16 protein-coding genes are annotated in these 18,155 nt (G+C 72.9%); 1 reads left to right on the plus strand and 15 read right to left on the minus strand.

Features of this window, described 5'->3' with window-relative positions; genetic code table 11:
- Positions 1–84: 84 nt before the first annotated feature.
- The 15 genes from JXZ78_RS25820 to JXZ78_RS41150 form a co-directional block, all read right to left on the minus strand.
- The gene (locus tag JXZ78_RS25820) at positions 85–480 is read right to left on the minus strand and encodes a YccF domain-containing protein (protein WP_030017022.1); all 396 of its coding nucleotides are present in this window, start codon (positions 478–480) and stop codon (positions 85–87) included.
- A 215-nt stretch (positions 481–695) separates the two neighbouring features.
- Entirely contained in the window at positions 696–1,559 is an 864-nt protein-coding gene (htpX, locus tag JXZ78_RS25825; RefSeq protein ID WP_030017023.1) for a zinc metalloprotease HtpX, read from the minus strand.
- Positions 1,560–1,967: 408 nt separating this feature from the next.
- Complete coding sequence (locus JXZ78_RS25830) at positions 1,968–3,602, minus strand: NADH-quinone oxidoreductase subunit N (protein ID WP_030017024.1); 1,635 nt, start codon at positions 3,600–3,602, stop codon at positions 1,968–1,970.
- The gene (locus tag JXZ78_RS25835; RefSeq protein WP_030017025.1) at positions 3,602–5,218 is read right to left on the minus strand and encodes a complex I subunit 4 family protein; all 1,617 of its coding nucleotides are present in this window, start codon (positions 5,216–5,218) and stop codon (positions 3,602–3,604) included. The genes JXZ78_RS25830 and JXZ78_RS25835 overlap by 1 nt, the downstream gene beginning before the upstream one ends.
- Positions 5,219–5,235: 17 nt before the next feature.
- Positions 5,236–7,269 carry an NADH-quinone oxidoreductase subunit 5 family protein gene (locus JXZ78_RS25840; protein WP_030017026.1) on the minus strand — a complete coding sequence of 678 codons (2,034 nt, stop codon included), beginning with the start codon at positions 7,267–7,269 and terminating at the stop codon, positions 5,236–5,238.
- Entirely contained in the window at positions 7,266–7,664 is a 399-nt protein-coding gene (gene nuoK / locus JXZ78_RS25845) for an NADH-quinone oxidoreductase subunit NuoK (RefSeq protein ID WP_030017027.1), read from the minus strand. Before nuoK ends, JXZ78_RS25840 begins: the two co-directional genes overlap by 4 nt.
- Complete coding sequence (locus JXZ78_RS25850) at positions 7,664–8,338, minus strand: NADH-quinone oxidoreductase subunit J family protein (RefSeq protein ID WP_030017028.1); 675 nt, start codon at positions 8,336–8,338, stop codon at positions 7,664–7,666. The genes nuoK and JXZ78_RS25850 overlap by 1 nt, the downstream gene beginning before the upstream one ends.
- On the minus strand, positions 8,335–8,967 hold the full coding sequence (locus JXZ78_RS25855) for a NuoI/complex I 23 kDa subunit family protein (RefSeq protein WP_050501949.1): 633 nt from the start codon (positions 8,965–8,967) through the stop codon (positions 8,335–8,337). Before JXZ78_RS25855 ends, JXZ78_RS25850 begins: the two co-directional genes overlap by 4 nt.
- Positions 8,967–9,932, minus strand: coding sequence for a complex I subunit 1/NuoH family protein (locus JXZ78_RS25860; RefSeq protein WP_030017030.1), 966 nt, complete (start codon positions 9,930–9,932; stop codon positions 8,967–8,969). Before JXZ78_RS25860 ends, JXZ78_RS25855 begins: the two co-directional genes overlap by 1 nt.
- Positions 9,929–11,293, minus strand: coding sequence for an NADH-quinone oxidoreductase subunit C (locus JXZ78_RS25865; protein WP_063726002.1), 1,365 nt, complete (start codon positions 11,291–11,293; stop codon positions 9,929–9,931). Before JXZ78_RS25865 ends, JXZ78_RS25860 begins: the two co-directional genes overlap by 4 nt.
- The gene (locus JXZ78_RS25870) at positions 11,290–12,108 is read right to left on the minus strand and encodes an NADH-quinone oxidoreductase subunit B (RefSeq protein ID WP_050501950.1); all 819 of its coding nucleotides are present in this window, start codon (positions 12,106–12,108) and stop codon (positions 11,290–11,292) included. Before JXZ78_RS25870 ends, JXZ78_RS25865 begins: the two co-directional genes overlap by 4 nt.
- Positions 12,099–12,500, minus strand: a complete 402-nt coding sequence (locus JXZ78_RS25875) for an NADH-quinone oxidoreductase subunit A (protein ID WP_030017033.1) — start codon at positions 12,498–12,500, stop codon at positions 12,099–12,101. The genes JXZ78_RS25870 and JXZ78_RS25875 overlap by 10 nt, the downstream gene beginning before the upstream one ends.
- A 209-nt stretch (positions 12,501–12,709) precedes the next feature.
- Entirely contained in the window at positions 12,710–13,693 is a 984-nt protein-coding gene (locus tag JXZ78_RS25880; RefSeq protein ID WP_238783372.1) for a nucleotide-binding protein, read from the minus strand.
- A 516-nt stretch (positions 13,694–14,209) separates the two neighbouring features.
- Positions 14,210–15,676 (minus strand): EsaB/YukD family protein, encoded by a 1,467-nt coding sequence (locus JXZ78_RS25885; protein WP_238783373.1) that lies wholly within the window; start codon positions 15,674–15,676, stop codon positions 14,210–14,212.
- 213 nt (positions 15,677–15,889) lie between these two features.
- Positions 15,890–16,615, minus strand: a complete 726-nt coding sequence (locus tag JXZ78_RS41150) for an RDD family protein (protein WP_157851666.1) — start codon at positions 16,613–16,615, stop codon at positions 15,890–15,892.
- A gap of 150 nt (positions 16,616–16,765) precedes the next feature.
- Here JXZ78_RS41150 and JXZ78_RS25895 point away from each other — a divergent pair, with 150 nt between their 5' ends.
- A complete protein-coding gene (locus tag JXZ78_RS25895; RefSeq protein WP_238783374.1) occupies positions 16,766–18,103 on the plus strand; it encodes a sensor histidine kinase in 1,338 nt (445 codons plus the stop codon).
- The last annotated feature ends 52 nt before the right edge of the window (positions 18,104–18,155 follow it).

Genomic DNA, 18,155 nt, shown 5'->3' on the forward strand with positions numbered 1-18,155 from the left:
GGACGGGCCGGGGCCGGGTCGGGGCCGGGCCGGCCGTCCAGGGCGCCCGGGAACGCCCGGGAGCGCCCGGCTGTCGGCCTCGGCTCAGTAACGCCCGGCGAAGGGCTGGTCCGTCGGGACGATCTCGCGGCCGAGCGGAAGCAGGGAGATCGGGATCATCTTGAAGTTGGCGATGCCGAACGGGATGCCGATGATCGTCACGCACTGCAGGGCGCCCGTGACGATGTGACCCAGCGCCAGCCACCAGCCCGCGAAGACGACCCAGATGACGTTGCCGATCACCGAGCCCGCGCCCGCGTCGCGCCGCTCCACCGTCGTACGGCCGAAGGGCCACAGCGCATAGCCCGCGATACGGAACGAAGCGACGCCGAAGGGGATCGTGATGATCAGAATGCAGCAGATGATGCCCGCGATGACGTAACCGATGGCCATCCACAAGCCGCTCAGGATCAGCCAGATGACGTTGAGGATGAGCTTCATGGTCGGCAGCCTTCCGTGCACCTGCGTGGTGCGGTGGTGGTGTCTTTCCTCCAGGTAGACGCTGCGGTGGTCGGAAACAGTTGCGGCCGGTCACGGCCAGGTCGCGGCCGGCCCGGTACGGGCGGCGGGAACCGGCCCGGTGTCAGGACTGACGGGTCGGCATCAGAACTGACGGACGGTGTCCGACGGGTCGGTGACAGGACGGACGGGCGGTGTCAGGACTGACGGCCCGCCATCTGCTCCAGGCGGCTGATGCGCTCACGCATCGGCGGGTGGGTCGAGAAGAGCTTGGTCATGCCGTCGCCGGGCCGGAACGGGTTGGCGATCATCATGTGGCTCGCCGTCTCCAGCCGCGGTTCGGCCGGCAGCGGGAGCTGCTGGGTGCCCGCCTCCAGCTTGCGGAGCGCGGAGGCCAGGGCGAGCGGGTCGCCGGTGAGCTGGGCGCCGGAGGCGTCGGCCTGGTACTCGCGGGAGCGGCTGACGGCCAGCTGGATGAGGGAGGCCGCCACCGGCCCGAGGATCATGATCAGGAGCGTCCCCAGGAAGCCGGGGCCCTCCTCGTCGTCGGAGCGGCCTATGGGAATCAGCCAGGCGAAGTTGACCAGGAACATCACCACCGAGGCCAGCGCTCCGGCCACGGACGAGATGAGGATGTCGCGGTTGTAGACATGGCTGAGTTCGTGCCCGATGACACCGCGCAGTTCGCGTTCGTCCAGGAGGTGCAGGATGCCGTCCGTGCAGCAGACGGCGGCGTTGCGGGGGTTGCGGCCGGTGGCGAAGGCGTTGGGCGCCTGGGTCGGTGAGATGTACAGCCGGGGCATGGGCTGGCGCGCGGCCGTGGAGAGCTCGCGGACCATGCGGTAGAGCTGCGGTGCCTGGAACTCGCTCACCGGGCGGGCGCGCATCGCCCGTAGTGCGAGTTTGTCGCTGTTCCAGTACGCGTAGGCGTTGGTTCCCAGGGCCACGAGGACCGCGACGATCAGGCCCGTACGGCCGAAAAGTCCGCCGATGACGATGATGAGTGCGGACAGTCCCCCGAGGAGTACGGCGGTCTTGAGCCCGTTGTGCCTGCGGTGCACGGTACGCCCTCCAGGTGGTGCGGCAGGGGAACCCTTTGCTGACGTTTCCTCCACTTTTCAGTGGACCCTTTCTGTCTGGTCAACGCCAGATGAGGGGTGCTAGTTCCCTTGTGCATGCGGGGACGGCGTACGGCCGTGCGAGTGAGCCCGCGCACGGGTGTCTTCCGTGCGCTCCTGCGGGGGTGGTCGCGGGCGGTCGTATTCCGGACAGCAGGCGGCCGCGGAACCGTTCCGGAGTGGCCGGAGATCGCGTCCGGAGGGAAGGAAAGCGGCCGGGTGGTGGCCGGACCGTGCGCGGACAGCGGTCAGGAACGGACAGCGGTCAGAAACGGACCGCGGTCAGGAGCGGACAGCGACCAGGAACGGCCCGCGATCAGGAGATGCGCCGGGAACGCCCGCCCGGCCCGCTCAGAGGAGTGCGCCGGAGGCGAACCGGAGGACGAGCTGCGGCGCGCCGGAAAGGACGATGCCGAGGACGGCGGCGAGGGCGATCGCGGCGGCCAGTGGAGCCGGGACCTTCGCCTTGGGGAGGTCGGCCGGTCCGGCCGCCCCGGGGGCCTGGGCACGGGCCCCCTCCGCCCCGTCGTCGACCGCTCCGGTCCCAGCACCCGCTGCGGCGCCGACCTTCACGCGCCGCTCAGCCGCGACCTCGCCCTCGGCCGTCTCCCCCGCCGTACGGAAGAGCACCGCCGTCCACTGGAGGTAGTAGTAGAGCGCGATGACCACATTGACGGCCATGACGACGGCGAGCCAGGCCAGACCCGCGTCCACCGCCGCCGAGAAGACCGTGACCTTGGCGAACAGGCCGATGATGCCGGGCGGCAGGCCCGCGAGGCAGAGCAGGAAGAAGCCGAGGGCGAGGGCGGCCAGTGGGCGGCGCGTGACGAGGCCGCGGTAGTCGCTGATGCGGTTGGCGGGGCTCGTACGGGCCACGAGGGCGGCGACCCCGAACGCGCCGAGGTTCACGGCCGCGTACATCAGGGCGTACGCGACGGTCGCGCCGATGGCGTGCGCCGCGTCGTCGGCGTACCCGGCGGCGGCGATCGGCACCAGGAGGTAGCCCGCCTGGCCCACCGAGGACCAGGCGAGCAGGCGTACCGCGCTGTGCGCGCGCTCCGGGGCCTGGCGCAGCGCGGCGACATTGCCGACGGTCATGGTTAGGGCGGCGAGGACCGCGACGGCCGGGCCCCAGACGTCCGCGTACGAGGGGAAGCCCTCGACCGTGACCAGGATGAGGCCCGAGAAGCCGACGGCCTTGCCGATGACGGAGAGGTAGGCGGCGATCGGCAGCGGCGCGCCCACGTAGGTGTCGGGCACCCAGAAGTGGAACGGCACGGCGGCGGTCTTGAAGGCGAAGCCGACGAGGGTCAGGGCGACGCCCGCCGTGGCCAGGGTGGCCAGTTGCGGGTCGGGCAGGTCCGTGAGGGTGGTGGCGACGCGGGACAGGTGCAGGCTGCCGGTCGCCGCGTAGACGAAGCTGACGCCCAGGAGCATGACCGCGGTGGCCGCCACCGAGGACAGGAAGAACTTCAGGGCCGCCTCCGAGGAGAGGCGGTCCGCGCGCCGGAGCCCTACGAGGGCGAAGGCGGGCAGCGAGGCCACTTCCAGGGCGATGACGAGGGTCGCCAGATCCCGGGAGGCGGGCAGCAGGGCCGCGCCCGCCGCGGAGGACAGCAGCAGGAACCAGAACTCGCCGGCGGGCAGCCGGTGGTCCTCGACGGCGGTGACCGACAGCAGGGCGGTGAGCAGGGCGCCGGCCAGCACCAGGAACTGGACGACGACGGCGAAGTGGTCGGCGGCGTAGCTGCACACGCCCGGGTCCGTGGTCAGGCAGAAGGTACGGCGGTCCCCCGCCACGAGGGGCAGCAGCGAGAGCGCGGCCAGCGCGAGGCCGCCGATCGCGCACCAGCCGAGGAGCGGCTTGCGGTGCCGCGGGACGAACAGGTCGGCGACCAGGACGGCCAGGGCGACGACGGCAGTGATGGTGGGCGGTGCGACGGCGACCCAGTCGACGGACTGGACGAGGGAGGTCACGGAACTCATCACTTACCGCCTCCGAGGAGCTGCTGGACGGCCGGGTCGGTGAGGCCGAGGAGGGCCGCGGGCCACAGGCCGGCGAGGACGGTGAGCACGGCGAGGGGCGACCAGGCCGCGTATTCGTAGCGGGCCAGGTCGGGAATCACGGGGGCGGTACGGGTGGCTCCGGACTCCTCGGAGCCCGCGGTCCCGAGGGCTCCGGCCCCGCCGTCCTCCGCCGGTTCCTTGCCCCCCATGCACACCCGCCGTACGACGATCAGCAGGTACGCGGCGGTGAGGAGCGTGCCGAGGCCGGCCAGCGCCATGAAGGTGAGGAACGCGGGACGGCTGAGGCCCGCGGCAGGTTCGAACGCGCCGAACATGGCCAGCATCTCGCCCCAGAACCCGGCGAGCCCGGGCAGGCCGAGGGAGGCGATGGCGCCGAACGCCAGCAGGCCGCCGAAGCGCGGTGCGCGCCCGTACAGGGCGGCGCCGGCGCGGCCCGCGAGCCGGTCCAGGTCGGTGGTGCCGTACCGGTCCTTGAGGGCGCCGACCAGGAAGAAGAGGAGGCCGGTGATCAGGCCGTGCGCGATGTTGGCGAACAGCGCGCCGTTGACGCCGGTCGGTGTCATGGTCGCGATGCCGAGCAGCACGAAGCCCATGTGGCCGACCGAGCTGTACGCGATCAGCCGCTTGAGGTCGCCCTTCGCGCCGCGCCGGGCGAGCGCCAGGCACGCGAGCGAGCCGTAGACGATGCCGACGGCGGCGAAGGCGGCGAGGTACGGGGCGAAGGTGTGCATGCCGTCCGGCGCGATGGGCAGCGCGATGCGCACGAAGCCGTACGTCCCCATTTTCAGCAGGACGCCGGCCAGCAGCACCGAGCCGACGGTCGGGGCGGCGGTGTGCGCGTCGGGCAGCCAGCTGTGCAGGGGCCACATCGGTGCCTTGACGGCCAGTCCGATGCCGATCGCGAGCACCGCGAGCAGCTGGACGGTGTGGCTGAGCTGGGAGTTCGGGCCGTTGTCAGTGGCGAGTGCCACCATGTCGAACGTGCCGGACTTCAGGCCGACGAGCAGGAGGCCCAGCAGCATCACGACCGAGCCGAGGAGGGTGTAGAGGATGAACTTCCACGCCGCGTACGTCCGTTGCGCACCGCCCCAGCGGGCGATGAGGAAGTACATCGGGACGAGGACCATCTCGAAGGCGAGGAAGAACAGCACGAGGTCCAGGACGGCGAAGGTGGCGAGGGTGCCGGCCTCCAGGACCAGGAGCAGGGCCACGAACGCCTTGGGGGACGGGCCCGCGGGCAGGTGGAAGTAGCTGTAGAGCGCGCAGAGGAAGGTCAGCAGCGCGGTCAGGACGAGGAGGGGGAGTGAGATGCCGTCGATGCCGAGATGGATCCGGATGCCGAGCGCCTGGATCCAGCTGATGTCGGTGGTGGCCTGCATCCGGGCCGGGTGGTCGTGGTCGAATCCGACGGCGAGCGCGACGGCCGCGGCCAGCACGGCACCGGTGACGGTCACACCGTGGCGCAGTACGGCCTGGCCGGGGTCGCGGCCCTTGAGGCCGGGCGGGGCGGGGAGCAGAGCGGCGACCGCGCCCAGCAGGGGCAGGACGACGACGGCCGCGAGGAGAAGCTGCATAGCGGTGTGATTCACGGTCAGGCTCCCGTGCCCGTAGCGACGAGGACGACGGCGACGGCCAGGACGAACGAGCCCGCGAGCAGCGCGCCCAGGTAGGTCTGCACATTGCCGGTCTGGGCGCGGCGGACGGCGGCTCCCAGCCAGCGGGAGGCGGTGCCCGCGCCGTTGACGTACGTGTCGACGACCTCGCGGTCGAGGAAGCGCACGAGCCGGGCCGCGGCCCGCACCGGCCGGACGAACAGGGCGGTGTAGACGGCGTCGAGGTGGAAGCCGACGGCGGCGGGGCGGTGCAGCGGTCCCAGGAGGAGCCGGCCGGGGTCGGCGGGGTCCGGGGCGCCGGCGTTGTCGCCGTAAGCCGCGGCGTGGGTGGCGATGGCGCGCTCCTCGGAGTCCGCGGGGGCGGCGTCCGGGTCCACGGCGACCGCGCCGAGCGGGACGCGCGCCGCGAGAGCGGTGGTGTGCCGCCAGGCACCGTAGGTGACCAGGGCGCCGACGAGGGCGACGCCGGTGCCCAGGACGGAGGTGGTCAGGGTCGGGGTCAGCGAGCGGCCGTCGAACCAGTCGGGCAGGACGGGGGTGGCGAGGCCCAGCGCGAGGGTGGGGACGAACAGCACCCACAGCACGGTGTTCATGACGAGCGGCTGCTTGCCGTGGTCGGGAGCGGGTTCGGGGCCCTTGCCGTGGAAGGCCAGCAGCCACAGCCGGGCCGCGTACCCGGCGGTGAGGAGGGCGGTGAGCAGTCCGGCGAGCAGGACGGTCCAGCCCGCCGCGGCGGGGACGGCGGCGAGGGTGCCGGAGGCCGTCGGATGACCGGTGGCGGCGTGTTCGGCGGCGCCCAGGACGGCTTCCTTGGAGAAGAAGCCGGCGAACGGGGGGATGGCGGCCAGGGCGAGCAGCGCGACCGTCATCGTCCAGTAGGCGTCGGGGATGCGCCGGGCGAGGCCGCGCATCCGTGACATGGCGGCCAGCGAGTTGGTGCCGGCGGCGTGGATGACCACACCGGCGGCGAGGAAGAGCAGGGCCTTGAACGCGCCGTGCGACAGGAGGTGGAAGACGGCGGCGCCGCGGTCGCCGACGGCCAGGGCGCCGGTCATGTAGCCGAGCTGGCCGACCGTCGAATAGGCCAGGACGCGTTTGATGTCGTCCTGCGCCAGGGCGGCGAGACCGGAGCCGACCATGGTGACCGCGGCCATGACGGCGAGGACGACCATCGCGGTGGCGGACGCCGCGAAGACGGGGAGGAGACGGGCGACGAAGTAGACACCGGCGGCGACCATGGTGGCCGCGTGGATGAGCGCCGAGACCGGGGTCGGGCCGGCCATCGCGTCGGGCAGCCAGGTGTGCAGCGGGAACTGTGCGGACTTGCCCGCGACACCGGCCAGGAGCAGCAGCGCGATGAGCGTGGGGTGGTCCAGGCCGCCGACGGCCACGGTCTTGAGGATGCCGGTGATCCGGAACGTGCCGGCGTCGGCGGCGAGCGCGAAGATGCCGAAGAGAAAGGGGACGTCGCCCAGCTTCGTGACGAGGAACGCCTTGAGGGAGGCGGAGCGGGCGGCTTCGGTCTCCCAGTAGTGGCCGACCAGGAAGTACGAGCAGATGCCCATGATCTCCCAGCCCACCAGCAGCACCATGAGGTCGCCGGAGTAGACGACCAGCAGCATCGCGGCGGTGAAGAGGGAGACCAGGGCGGCGTAGGAGGGGTAGCGCGGGTCGTCGCGCAGGTAGCCGGTCGAGTAGAGCTGCACGCAGCAGGCGACGACGGCCACGAGGACGGCGACGAGGGCGGCGAAGCCGTCGATGTGCAGGGCGAGGTCGATGGGGACGGAGCCGGTCGGGGTGAGCCGGGTCGCGGCGTCCACCGGAGCCTTCCCCGCGCCCGCGCCGCCGCCCTGCGAGACGGCCACGACGACGGCCAGGGCGGCCGCGGCGACGGTCGGCAAGATGGCCAGCGGGCGCACGAAGCCAGGCGCCCGGCGGCCGAGGAGGAGGCCCGCGAGGGCCCCGAGGAAGGGGAGGAGGGGTACGAGTACGGCGGTGGTCGTGGTCGTCACGCGGCGGCCTCCGCCCGGTGGTCCGGCCGCGGCCGGCCGGGGGTGTCGTCGTTCGGGTCGCTGCCGTCGTCCGGGTCGCTGCCGTCCGGGCGCTCGGCGAGGTCGCGGAGGCGGTCCACGTCCGAGCTGCCGCGGTTGCGGTAGACGAGCAGGACGATCGCCAGGCCGATGCCGATCTCGGCGGCGGCCACGGCGATGGTGAAGAGGGTGAGGGCCTGGCCGGCGTGCAGCTTGTCGCGCAGCCACACGTCGAACGCCACCAGGTTCAGGTTGACGGCGTTGAGCATCAGCTCGACCGACATCAGGACGAGGATCGCGTTGCGGCGGGCGAGGACGCCGTACAGACCGACGCAGAACAGGAGGACGGCGAGGACGGCGGGATAGGCGAGATGCATCAGCCTTGGTCCTCTCTGAGACGTGCGCGGTCACCGGGCCGTTCGCGGGAGCCGGGCTGCTCACGGGAGCCGGACTGCTCACGAGGGCCGGACTGCTTGCCGGAGCCGGGCCGTTCGCTGCCGTCGGACCGCTCGCGGTCGTCGTTCTTGCGGGAGAGCACGATCGCGCCGACGAGGGCGGCGAGGAGGAGGACGGAGAGCGCTTCGAACGGCAGCACCCAGTACTGGAACAGGCTGCGCCCGGAGGCTTCGGTGGAGCCCTGGACCGCGCCGTCCAGGTCGATCCAGGTCGTACGGAACGCGTCCGTGACGACCCAGACGAGCGCGGCGGCGGAGGCGACGGCCACGATGAGCGCGGCCCAGCGGTTGCCCGAGTCGGCGTTCTCGGAGCGGCCGATGGGCGCCTTGGTGAGCATCAGTCCGAACAGGAGGAGCACGACGACGGACCCGACGTAGATCAGGACCTGCACCCAGGCGATGAACTCCGCGGTCAGCAGCAGGTACTCCACGGCGATACCGCCGAGGGCGACCACCAGCCACAGGGCGGCGTGCACCAGCTGCTTGGTGGTGACGGTGACCACGGCCGCGCCGAGGGTGACGAGGCCGACCAGGAGGAAGGCGATCTCGACCCCGGTCGGGGAGAGGAAACCGTGGCTTGCGGCGGCGAGCGTCACGCTTCCCCCTCCTGTTCCCGGGCGGCGTTCCGGGGCGCTTCCCCGGCCGCCTGCTGTTGGGCCGCGGCCCGCTCGGCCGCTTCCTGTGCGGCGAGTTTGTCGGCGGCCTTGCGGGCGGTCCCGAGTTCCTTGGGCTCCTCGGCCGCGGGGTCGAGGGCGGGCGGTTCCGGCACCGTCCACATCCATTCGCGGAGTTTGTCCCGCTCGTGGGTGAGGTTGTGGATGTCGGTCTCGGCGTACTCGAACTCCGGCGACCAGAACAGCGCGTCAAAAGGACACACCTCGATGCAGATACCGCAGTACATGCACAGAGAGAAGTCGATGGCGAAGCGGTCCAGCACGTTACGGCTGCGCTCGCGGCCGCCGGGTGCGGCGGGCGGCACCGTCTCCTTGTGGGAGTCGATGTAGATGCACCAGTCCGGGCACTCGCGCGCGCACAGCATGCAGACCGTGCAGTTCTCCTCGAACAGCCCGATCACGCCGCGGGTGCGCGGTGCCAGCTCGGGCTGGACCTCCGGGTACTGCTCGGTGACCGAACGCTTCGTCATCGTCCGAAGGGTCACGGCCAGCCCCTTGGCCAGACCGCTGCCGGGCCAGCCGGACTTCTTCTCCGGATTCTCCGGGGCCATTACGAGATCACCACCTTGACGACGCCGGTGAGGGCGATCTGGGCGAGGGCCAGCGGGATCAGCACCGTCCAGGCCAGCTTCTGCAGCTGGTCCTCACGCAGCCGCGGGTAGCTGACGCGCAGCCAGATCACGCCGAAGGCGAGGACCGCGGTCTTCAGCAGCATCCACAGCCAGCCGAGCCCGTCGGCGCCGAACGGTCCGTGCCAGCCGCCGAGGAAGAGTACGGAGGTCAGGGCGCACAGGACGAGGATGCCCGCGTACTCGGCGAGCAGGAACAGCGCGAAGCGCAGCCCGGTGTACTCGGTGTACGCACCGAAGATGATCTCGGAGTCGGCCACCGGCATGTCGAACGGCGGGCGCTGCAGTTCGGCCAGCCCGGCCGTGAAGAAGACCAGGCCGCCGACGATCTGCCACGGCACCCACCACCAGTGGAAGGCGTCCAGGATGCCGGGCAGCGAGAGCGTTCCGGCGGCCATCGCGACGGACGCCGCGGCGAGCAGCATCGGCAGTTCGTACGCGAGGAGCTGGGCGGCCGTACGCAATCCGCCGAGCAGCGAGAACTTGTTGGCCGACGCCCAGCCCGCCATCAGCGAGCCCAGGACGCCGACGCCCATCACGGCGAGGACGAAGAAGATACCCGCGTCCAGCGACTGCCCGACCACGTTGCCCGGGCCGAGCGGGATGGCGACCAGCACGAGCAGATACGGCAGGAGCGCGACGGCGGGCGCGAGCTGGAAGATCCGCCGGTCGGCACCGGCCGGCACGACGTCCTCCTTCTGCGCGAACTTCACACCGTCGGCGACCAGCTGCGCCCAGCCGTGGAAGCCACCCGCGTACATGGGGCCGAGGCGGCCCTGCATATGGGCCATGACCTTGTGCTCGGTCTGGCCGATGACCAGCGGGAAGACCAGGAAGGCGACGAAGACGGCGATCAGGCGCAGGGCGATGTCGAGGGCGTCGCTCATGGTCTGGTCCCGCCTTCTTCCGCTGCGTCGCTGGGGCCGGGGGTGTCGTGGGGGCCGTCGCCGTCGCCGGTGCCCGTGCCGTCGCCGGTGCCCGTGCCGGTGCCGTCGTCGGTGCTGGGCGGCTCGGGTTTTTCTTCGGGGGCGGGTGCGGCTTCGGGCGCGGGAACCGCTTCCGGTGCGGCTTCGGCAGCGCGCTTCTCACCGGCCTTCGGCTCGTCCTCGAACGCGGGGCGGGCGTGGTGCCAGGGGGCGTCCGAGGAGCCCGTGGCGGCGGGCGCCTGACCGGACTGCTGATCGGGCGATCGACCGGCCTGCTGGCCGGACGTCTGATCGGACGCCTGATCGGCCGTCTGATCGGACGTCGGGTCTGCCTGCTGACCGGTCGGCTGCTGGCTGGCCGAGCCCTGGCTGGCGCTGCGCGTCCGGCGGGCAGGGCGTTCCGGCCGGGCGGCCGGAGCCGGGGCCGGGGCGGCAGTCGGGGCGGCAGTCGGAGTTCCGGCGGCGGCGGCCGCCTCCGTGGCCGGTGTCTGCGCGCTGTCCGCAGCGCTCTGCTGGCTCGCCGAGCCCGCGCCCGCCGTACGCGTGCGGCGGACAGGCCGCTCCCCCGCCGCCCCACCGGCCGCACGGGCACCGGCCGCGCGCGCGCCACGGGCGGGCCTGGCCGGGGCAGGCGGCAGCTGGCCCTTCAGCGGTCCCCACTCGTTCGGGTCGGGCACGCCGGGCGGCAGCATCTGGCGGCGCTTGGGCCCGCCGTGCTCGGACTCTCCCGGCTCCTTCGCACCCGGCCACGCCTTGGCGACCCGTGCGGCGAGCACGAAGTCCTTACGCAGCGGGTGGCCCTCGAAGTTCTCGGGGAGCAGGAGGGGCTCCAGGTACGGGTGGCCGGTGAAGTCCACGCCGAACATCTCGTGCGTCTCCCGCTCGTGCCAGCCGGCACCCGCGTACACCTCGGTGGCGGTGGGCAGTACGGCCGCCTCGTGCGGGACGGTGGTGCGCAGCACCAGGCGCCGTACGCGGCCGGGCCGGGCGATGTCGGCGAGGTGGGCGCAGACGCGGAAGCCGGTGCCGGGCTCGTCGACCGCGCTCAGCCAGTCGAAGTAGCTGCATCCGAGGTCGTCGCGGGCGGCGGTGAGCGCCGGGATCCAGGCCTCGGCGGGTACATCGACGGTCAGCAGGTCGTACGCCTCGTCGGCGGTCGCGCCGGGACCGAAGATCCCGGTGGCGGAACCGGGCAGCCACCCGACGGGCGGCGCCTCGGCGGGCTCGGACGGCTCGGCGGGCTCGGACGGCGGCCGGGCGGCGTCGGCCGCGTCTGCGGGCGCGTCCTCGGACGACGGGACCGGAGGCTGTTCGTCGCTCACTGGTCCCCCGCTCCCTTCGGCTTCCCGCCACCGGCGTCGGTCGCGTCCCCGGACGCCTCGCCACCGGCCGGCACGGCCCCGGACGCCGCAGCCCCGGACGCGTCGGACCCGGACGCGTCGGACCCGGGCGCATCAGCCCCGGCCCCCGCCTCCGCCGACGCCCCCGGCGTGGGCGGCGTCACCAGCCCGCTGCGCAACGCGGCAGCCGACGGCCCGGAAGGCACGTCGCCGTTGCCCGCGGCACCGTTGCCCGCGGCCCCGTACCGCTCGCCCAGCGACTCGCGGGCGATCTTCTCCTGAAGCTTGAGGATGCCCTGGAGCAACGCCTCGGGCCGGGGCGGGCAGCCCGGTACGTACACGTCGACCGGGATGATCTGGTCGACGCCCTTGGTGACCGCGTACGAGTCCCAGTAAGGCCCCCCGCAGTTCGAACAGGCTCCAAAGGAGATGACGTACTTCGGTTCCGGCATCTGCTCGTAGAGCCGTTTGACCGCGGGCGCCATCTTGTCCGTCACCGTGCCGGAGACGATCATGAGGTCCGCCTGCCGGGGGCCCGGTGCGAACGGGATCACGCCCAGCCGGATGAAGTCGTGCCGCGCCATCGACGCGGCGATGAACTCGATCGCGCAGCAGGCGAGCCCGAAGTTGAAGACCCACAGGCTGTAGCGGCGGCCCCAGTTGAGGACCACCTTCATGGGTTCGGGAGCCAAGCGGGCGAGCGGGCCCAGCTTGCGTCGTTCGACGGTGCCGCCGGCGGACACGACGGGCAGTTCGGTGCCCGTCGCGGTGGCCGGCTTCGCGTTCGTCACGTCCATTCCAGGACGCCCTTCTTCCATGCGTAGAGCAGGCCGACGGCGAGGAAGCCGAGGAAGATGAACATCTCCACCAGCGTGACGCCGCCGAAACCGGGGGCGGCGAAGACCGTCGCCCAGGGGAACAGGAAGATCGAGTCGACGGCGAAGATCACGTAGAGGAAGGCGTAGACGTAGTAGCGGACCTGGGTGTGTGCCCAGTCCTCGCCCACCGGGTCCACGCCGCATTCGTAGGTGAGCAGTTTCTCCGGGGTGGGCACCACGGGCCGCAGCAGCCGCCCGGCACCGAAGGCCACGGCCACGAAGAGCACTCCGATCACGGCGATGAGCCCGACGACCGAGTACCCCTGGAAATAGTCCGCGGCAAGGCTGGTGCGTACGGTCGCGTCCGGCACGTCCGCCCTCGCTCCCTGACTGCTCTTGTTCAACGACTTCGACGATCTGTACGCACGGGAGTCTAGGCCCTGGCCCGCCCCAGGTGAGCAGTCGCGTCACCTGGCGGGCAGCTATGGCCCGACTTCGCCCCACCTGGCCCCTTCCCCATGGGCCCCTCACAGGTCCCGGCGGGACCGCACACGTCCCCCGTGGCACCGCGCGCGACGGCTCAGCCTTCGCGCTGCCGGCCCGGCCCGCGCGAGACCGCGCGGTCCATCACCTCGGCGGCCAGTCGCGCCGCCGCCTCCCGCGTCCGTTCGCCCAGCAGCTCCGTACGGACGGCACCGCCGCCGGCCAGATGCCGGTCGTACGGCAGCGGAAGCACCGCCGCGCCGCCCGCCCCCAGGTGCTCGACGGCCTTGCGTACGTCGATGCCCCCGTCGGGTGACGTGTGGTTGAGCACGACGACGGCGGTCGGCAGCAGCCCGCGGTGCACCCCGCCCATCCACTCCAGTACGGACTTGGTCGCCCGTACGCCCTCCACGGTCGCCGGCGTCACCAGGACCCGCGCCTGAGTGGTGACCAGCGCGGTACGCGCCACCTCGGCCGGCAGCGTCTCGCAGTCCACGACCGTGGTCGCGAAATGGCGGCGCAGCGAGGTCATGACGATGCGGTAGGTGTCGACGTCCAGCCGCGTACCGATCGAGCCCTGGCTGCCGGGCAGCAGCCAGCCGCCGCCCGTGAACGGCAGGAGGTAACCGGTCAGGTCGGTGATCAGCATGGACGGGTCGACGATCTGCGCCAGATCGGTGCCGGACCAGCGCACCTCCCGTACGCCCAGCCGGTGCGGCAGCGTGCCCAGCGCCGGGTCGGCCTCCACCGCGAGCACCGGGTCCGCGCGGTAGTGCGCGTACGTGAGGGCCAGCAGGGCGGCGACCGTGGACTTGCCCGCGCCGCCGCGGATGCTGGAGACGGCCAGCTGGCGGCCGGTGGTCACGGGCTGCTGGATGGCGTGCGCGGCACGTGTGACGGCCTCGGTCTCGGCCGCCGCGGAGGAGGCGAACACCCGCCGCAGCGCCCGCCCGGCCCTACGGGCGACGGTCTCGCCGTGCCGGGGCTTGGCCTGCACACCGTCGAACTCGGGCGGCAGGACGGGGACGGAGACGGGGGTGGGGGTGGAGGGGTGGACGGGGGTGGGGGTGGCCGGGTTCATGGGGCCGACCGGACCGGTCGGACCGAAATGGCCGGCCGGACGGGCCGGTATGACGGGCACGGCGGGTACGGGTACGGACGCGACCCCTGGCGCGAAACCGGTCGCGGACCGCGCCTCGGGCAACGGCTTGGACAGCGGCACGGGCGCCGCAGGTACGACACCGGGCATCCCCTTCGGAGCCGTCGGCACCGCCCCGCCACCCACGGCACCGCCTCCCGGCATCGCGCCGCCGCCCGCCCCCGGCGCGTACCCAGGCATCGGCGGCACCATCGGCCCCGTCTGCCCAGACTGCCCCTCCTGTCCTGCCTGACCCACCTGACCCGTAACCGGCTGTCCCGACTCCCCCGGCCACCCTGACTGCCCCGACTGTCCTGGCTGCCCCGAATGCCCTGACTGCCCCGTCTGTCCCGACATGAACCCTCCGCCGCCCCTTCTGGTCGGACTGATCGCTCCGGCCGGCCGTCGCGGCCGCTCATTTTCGTCGACCCGGCCGGTCCTTCGCGGCCGGCCGGCTGGTCAGAACATGTCCGGCAGACCGCCGTACACCCCGAACGCCCCGGCGGCGACCGGAATCAGTGCCACCACGCTCACCAGCTCGGCCAGGTTCATCAGGCGACGCACCCGCAGCCGTACGCGCTCCGGCGGCCGCACCGCGAGGGCGGCGAGCGGGAGCGCCATCAGCAGGCACGACACGGTCAGCGCGGCGGCCGGGTTCCCGCCGTCGGAACCCCACAGCAGGACGAGCCGTACGCAGACCACCGCACCGGCCACCAGCAGCGCCACGACCTCCAGGACCAGCGGGTAGGCCCGCGCCCGCGAGAACAGCACGACGCTCAGCAGCACCGCGGCCGCCACCGCCCAGCCGTCCGCCGAACCGGACGCGTCCCCGGCGCCGCCGACGGCCAGCACCCCGGCCGCCCCGGCCGAGCCGGCCGCGGTGACGGCGGCCGGGAGGAGCCCGCGGTGGGTGGCGCCCAGCGCCGCCGCGGCCCGGTACCTGCTGACCGGCGCGCCTCCGGAGTGGTGGTCGCCCAGACGCGTCAGCCCCGCCGACGCCAGCGCGAGCCGCGGCAGATGGCCCAGGATGAGGACCGAGACCACGCCCAGCGCGACACCCGTACGGGCCGGGTCGGCGACCGCCAGCCCGATCTCCCACACTCCGACCGCGACCGCGACGGCCGCCGCTCCGACGAGTCCGCCCCGCCCCAGGCCCGTACAGAGCCCGAGCAGCGCGAGGACGACCGCCACCGTCAGCCCGGCAGCGGCCAGGCGCGCGGCGCCGCCCGATGTCGCGCCCCAGGAGGCGAACACGCCGAGCGTCCCGCCCACCAGGAGCAGTGCGGTGCCCAGCGCCTTCCTGGACGGCAGGAGGCCGGCCGCCGCCGAACCGGCTCCGGCCGCGGCCACCGCCGCCAGGCCGAGCCACAGTCCGGCCCGGTCGAGCCCGTACCGGCCGCCTGCGAACAGGCCGATGACGACCGCGAGCAGTACAGCGGCCACGGTCGCCGCCCGCGTCCTGCTCCGCTCGTCCCATTGCCAGACGTACCCGCCGCGGCCGTCGTATCCCTCGCGGCCCTCGTAGCCCTCATGCCTCGTGCGGCCCTCACGGCTCTCGTAGCCCTCACGGCCCACGCGGCCGCCGCGTTCGGCATGTCCGCTCAGGCCGCCGGCCGTATCGCCCGCTCCGCCCTGCCCGGCCGAGGGAGCGGGCGCGCCGGGATCCCGTACCAGGCGTACGACCGACCCGTCCGCCACCTGCGCGGAGGCGAGCGTCTCGCTCCGCGCGAGCACGGCTCCGCCCGCTGTCACCAGACGGCACGTCAGCGGCTCGTGCGCCGTCCGGTCGCCGGCCGTCCGCAGGATCTCGGGCAGCAGCGTGCCGATCGGCTCGTGGGCGGGCAGGACCAGGTCGACCCGCCGCCGTTCGCCCGCCAGTACCAGCCGTCGCAACGTCACCCGCTGCCCGGCTTCAGCGTTCACCATGCCGACCACGCCCCCGTACTAGAACCGGATTCCCGTACTGGAACCGGAATCCACCCCACCGCACCGCACCGCGACACGATACGACTCGCCTCCCCCGCCCCGGAACCACCTGCCGCCGGGCACCCGCCCCGGCACCTGCCCGGGGAGCCCGCCTCGGGCCAGCCGCCTCCCGGCCACCCGCCCTCGGCTGCCCCCGCAGCTCCTGACCCGCGTCTACACGCGCTTGACCACCACGGTGCCGGCCACCTTGTCGTGCAAGCACTGCCGGAACGGTTCGTCCCAGCAGCACCACAGCACGTTGAGCAGCCCCAGGAACGGCACGAACCCCATCGGGAACACCACCGCCCAACGTCCCACCGCCTGCCCGAAGGACAGGTCGGCCCCGTCGTTCAGCCGGGCGATCCGCAGGCCGCAGATCCGCTTGCCGAACGTGGCGCCGTACTTCCAGTTCATGAACGGTTCGTAGAACAGCGCCGCGACGACGCCGACGATCCCGGCCAGGGCCGTCGGTATGCCCGCTCCGGCACCGCGCGGCAGCAGGGCCTGGATGATGCCGACCACCACGAGGACGACGATGACCGCGGCGGTCTGGAAGAGCCCGTCCAGTGCGCGCGCGCCGAGCCGCGCCCCCCGGCCTGCCAGCATGCCTATGGGCGGCCCGCCCGCCTGCGGTGTTCCGTACGGGGGGTGGCCCGGCTGTCCCGGCGCGCCGTATCCAGGCGCCCCGTATCCAGGTGCCCCGTATCCAGGTGCTCCGTACCCCGGCGCGCCGTATCCGGGGGCCTGCCCCTGCCCGTACGCCTCGTGGGGCGGCTGCTGCCCGTAGGGCGGTTGTTGTCCGTTCGGTGCCTGCTGTCCGTAGGGGGGCTGCTGTCCGTACGGCCCCTGTTGTCCGTAGGGCGGCTGCTGCCCGTACGGTCCCTGCTGGTGCTCACTCATGTCGGAGATCCAAGCTGTCGCGCCCGCCTTCGCACAAGCCGCGCCCGATGTGGCCGCCGTGGTCCGGGGTGGCGGGGTGAGGAAAACCCCACCCCCGAGCACCGATGTCCCCCATGGTCGCCACGGGTGGCGACCGGCAAGCTAGGGCGTATGACCGCACGTTCCGCTCACGATCGACGCCACGATCACCTTTCCGGAGGGACCGCCCCGGTGCCGGGCACCGCCGGTCACGGCCACCGGCACGGCGACGGCGATCCCCTGCCGCCGCCGCGGGCCGCGCTGGCCCCCGCGACCTGGCGGGAGGTCGCCCACCTCCTGACCGACTTCCCGCTGGGCGTCCTGGCCTTCGCCGTACTGACCGTCTGGCTGGTGGCGGGCATCGGGCTGTCCGTCACCGTCGTGGGACTGCCGCTGCTCGCGGTGGGGCTGATGGTCTGCCGTCAGTACGGGAAGCTGGAGCGCGCCCGCGCACGGTGTCTGCTGGGTGTGCGGGTGGACGAGCCCAGCCCGCTGCACACGGCGGGGAACGGTTTCTTCACCTGGCTGTGGCTGCGCCTGAAGGACCCGGTCGGGTGGCGGCACGCGCTGTACGCGTTCATCCGGCTGCCGTGGTCGATCCTGACCTTTCCGCTGACGATCGTCACGCTCCTGCTGCTCTGGCCCGCTCTGCCCTGGATCGCGCGCGGACTGACCAACGTGGACCGGATGATGGTGCGCGGCCTGCTGTCGCCCTCCGACGAACTGGAGCGGCGGATCGCCGAGCTGAAGACGGACCGCGCGACGGTCTCCGACACCGCCGCCGCCGACCTGCGCCGGATCGAACGTGACCTGCACGACGGGGCGCAGGCCCGGCTCGTGGCCCTGGCCATGGGCCTCGGCCTGGCCAAGGAGAAGCTGCTGGAGGACCCGGACGCGGCGGCCCAGATGGTCGACGAGGCGCACGGCGAGGTGAAGCTCGCCCTCCAGGAGCTGCGCGACCTCGCGCGCGGCATCCACCCGGCGATCCTCACGGACCGCGGACTGGGCCCGGCCCTCACCTCGCTGGCGGGTCGCTGCACGGTGCCCGTCACGGTGGACGTGGACATAGCGCAGCGGCCTGCGCCGGCCATCGAGGGCATCGCCTACTTCACCGTCTCCGAACTGCTCCAGAACGTCTCCAAGCACAGTGGCGCGCGGGCGGCGCAGGTGGAGCTGTGGCGCGCCCAGGACCGGCTGCTGATCCAGGTCCAGGACGACGGGCGGGGCGGTGCGCGGTTGGACGGCGGCAGCGGGATGGCCGGGCTCGCGGAGCGGCTGGGGTCGGTGGACGGGCTGTTCGTCCTCGATTCACCGGCCGGCGGACCGACGCGGGTGACGGCCGAGCTGCCGTGGCGGGGCCGGGAGGGGGAAGAGGACGGCCGCCGGGCCGTCGGCAAAGGCGCGGGTCAGGGGGCGACGGCGCGCGGCGGTGGGAAGGCGCGCGGACGGGGCAAGCAGGGGCGGGGCTAGCGGGAGCGGGGCTAGCAGGAACAGGAGCGGGGCTAGCAGGAACAGGGGAACG

This window comes from Streptomyces monomycini, from assembly GCF_022271435.1.
In the GTDB taxonomy this organism is placed as follows: Bacteria; Actinomycetota; Actinomycetes; order Streptomycetales; family Streptomycetaceae; genus Streptomyces; species Streptomyces monomycini.

Bases quoted from the DNA above. Each gene is read 5' to 3' on its own strand.
- JXZ78_RS25885 (WP_238783373.1), bottom strand. From the start codon at position 15,676: ATGGTGAACGCTGAAGCCGGGCAGCGGGTGACGTTGCGACGGCTGGTA.
- JXZ78_RS25895 (WP_238783374.1), top strand. From the start codon at position 16,766: ATGACCGCACGTTCCGCTCACGATCGACGCCACGATCACCTTTCCGGA.
- JXZ78_RS25820 (WP_030017022.1), bottom strand. From the start codon at position 480: ATGAAGCTCATCCTCAACGTCATCTGGCTGATCCTGAGCGGCTTGTGG.
- JXZ78_RS41150 (WP_157851666.1), bottom strand. From the start codon at position 16,615: ATGAGTGAGCACCAGCAGGGACCGTACGGGCAGCAGCCGCCCTACGGA.
- JXZ78_RS25835 (WP_030017025.1), bottom strand. From the start codon at position 5,218: ATGCAGCTTCTCCTCGCGGCCGTCGTCGTCCTGCCCCTGCTGGGCGCG.
- JXZ78_RS25860 (WP_030017030.1), bottom strand. From the start codon at position 9,932: ATGAGCGACGCCCTCGACATCGCCCTGCGCCTGATCGCCGTCTTCGTC.
- nuoK (WP_030017027.1), bottom strand. From the start codon at position 7,664: ATGCATCTCGCCTATCCCGCCGTCCTCGCCGTCCTCCTGTTCTGCGTC.
- JXZ78_RS25855 (WP_050501949.1), bottom strand. From the start codon at position 8,967: ATGGCCCCGGAGAATCCGGAGAAGAAGTCCGGCTGGCCCGGCAGCGGT.
- JXZ78_RS25830 (WP_030017024.1), bottom strand. From the start codon at position 3,602: ATGAGTTCCGTGACCTCCCTCGTCCAGTCCGTCGACTGGGTCGCCGTC.
- JXZ78_RS25870 (WP_050501950.1), bottom strand. From the start codon at position 12,108: ATGGACGTGACGAACGCGAAGCCGGCCACCGCGACGGGCACCGAACTG.
- JXZ78_RS25880 (WP_238783372.1), bottom strand. From the start codon at position 13,693: ATGAACCCGGCCACCCCCACCCCCGTCCACCCCTCCACCCCCACCCCC.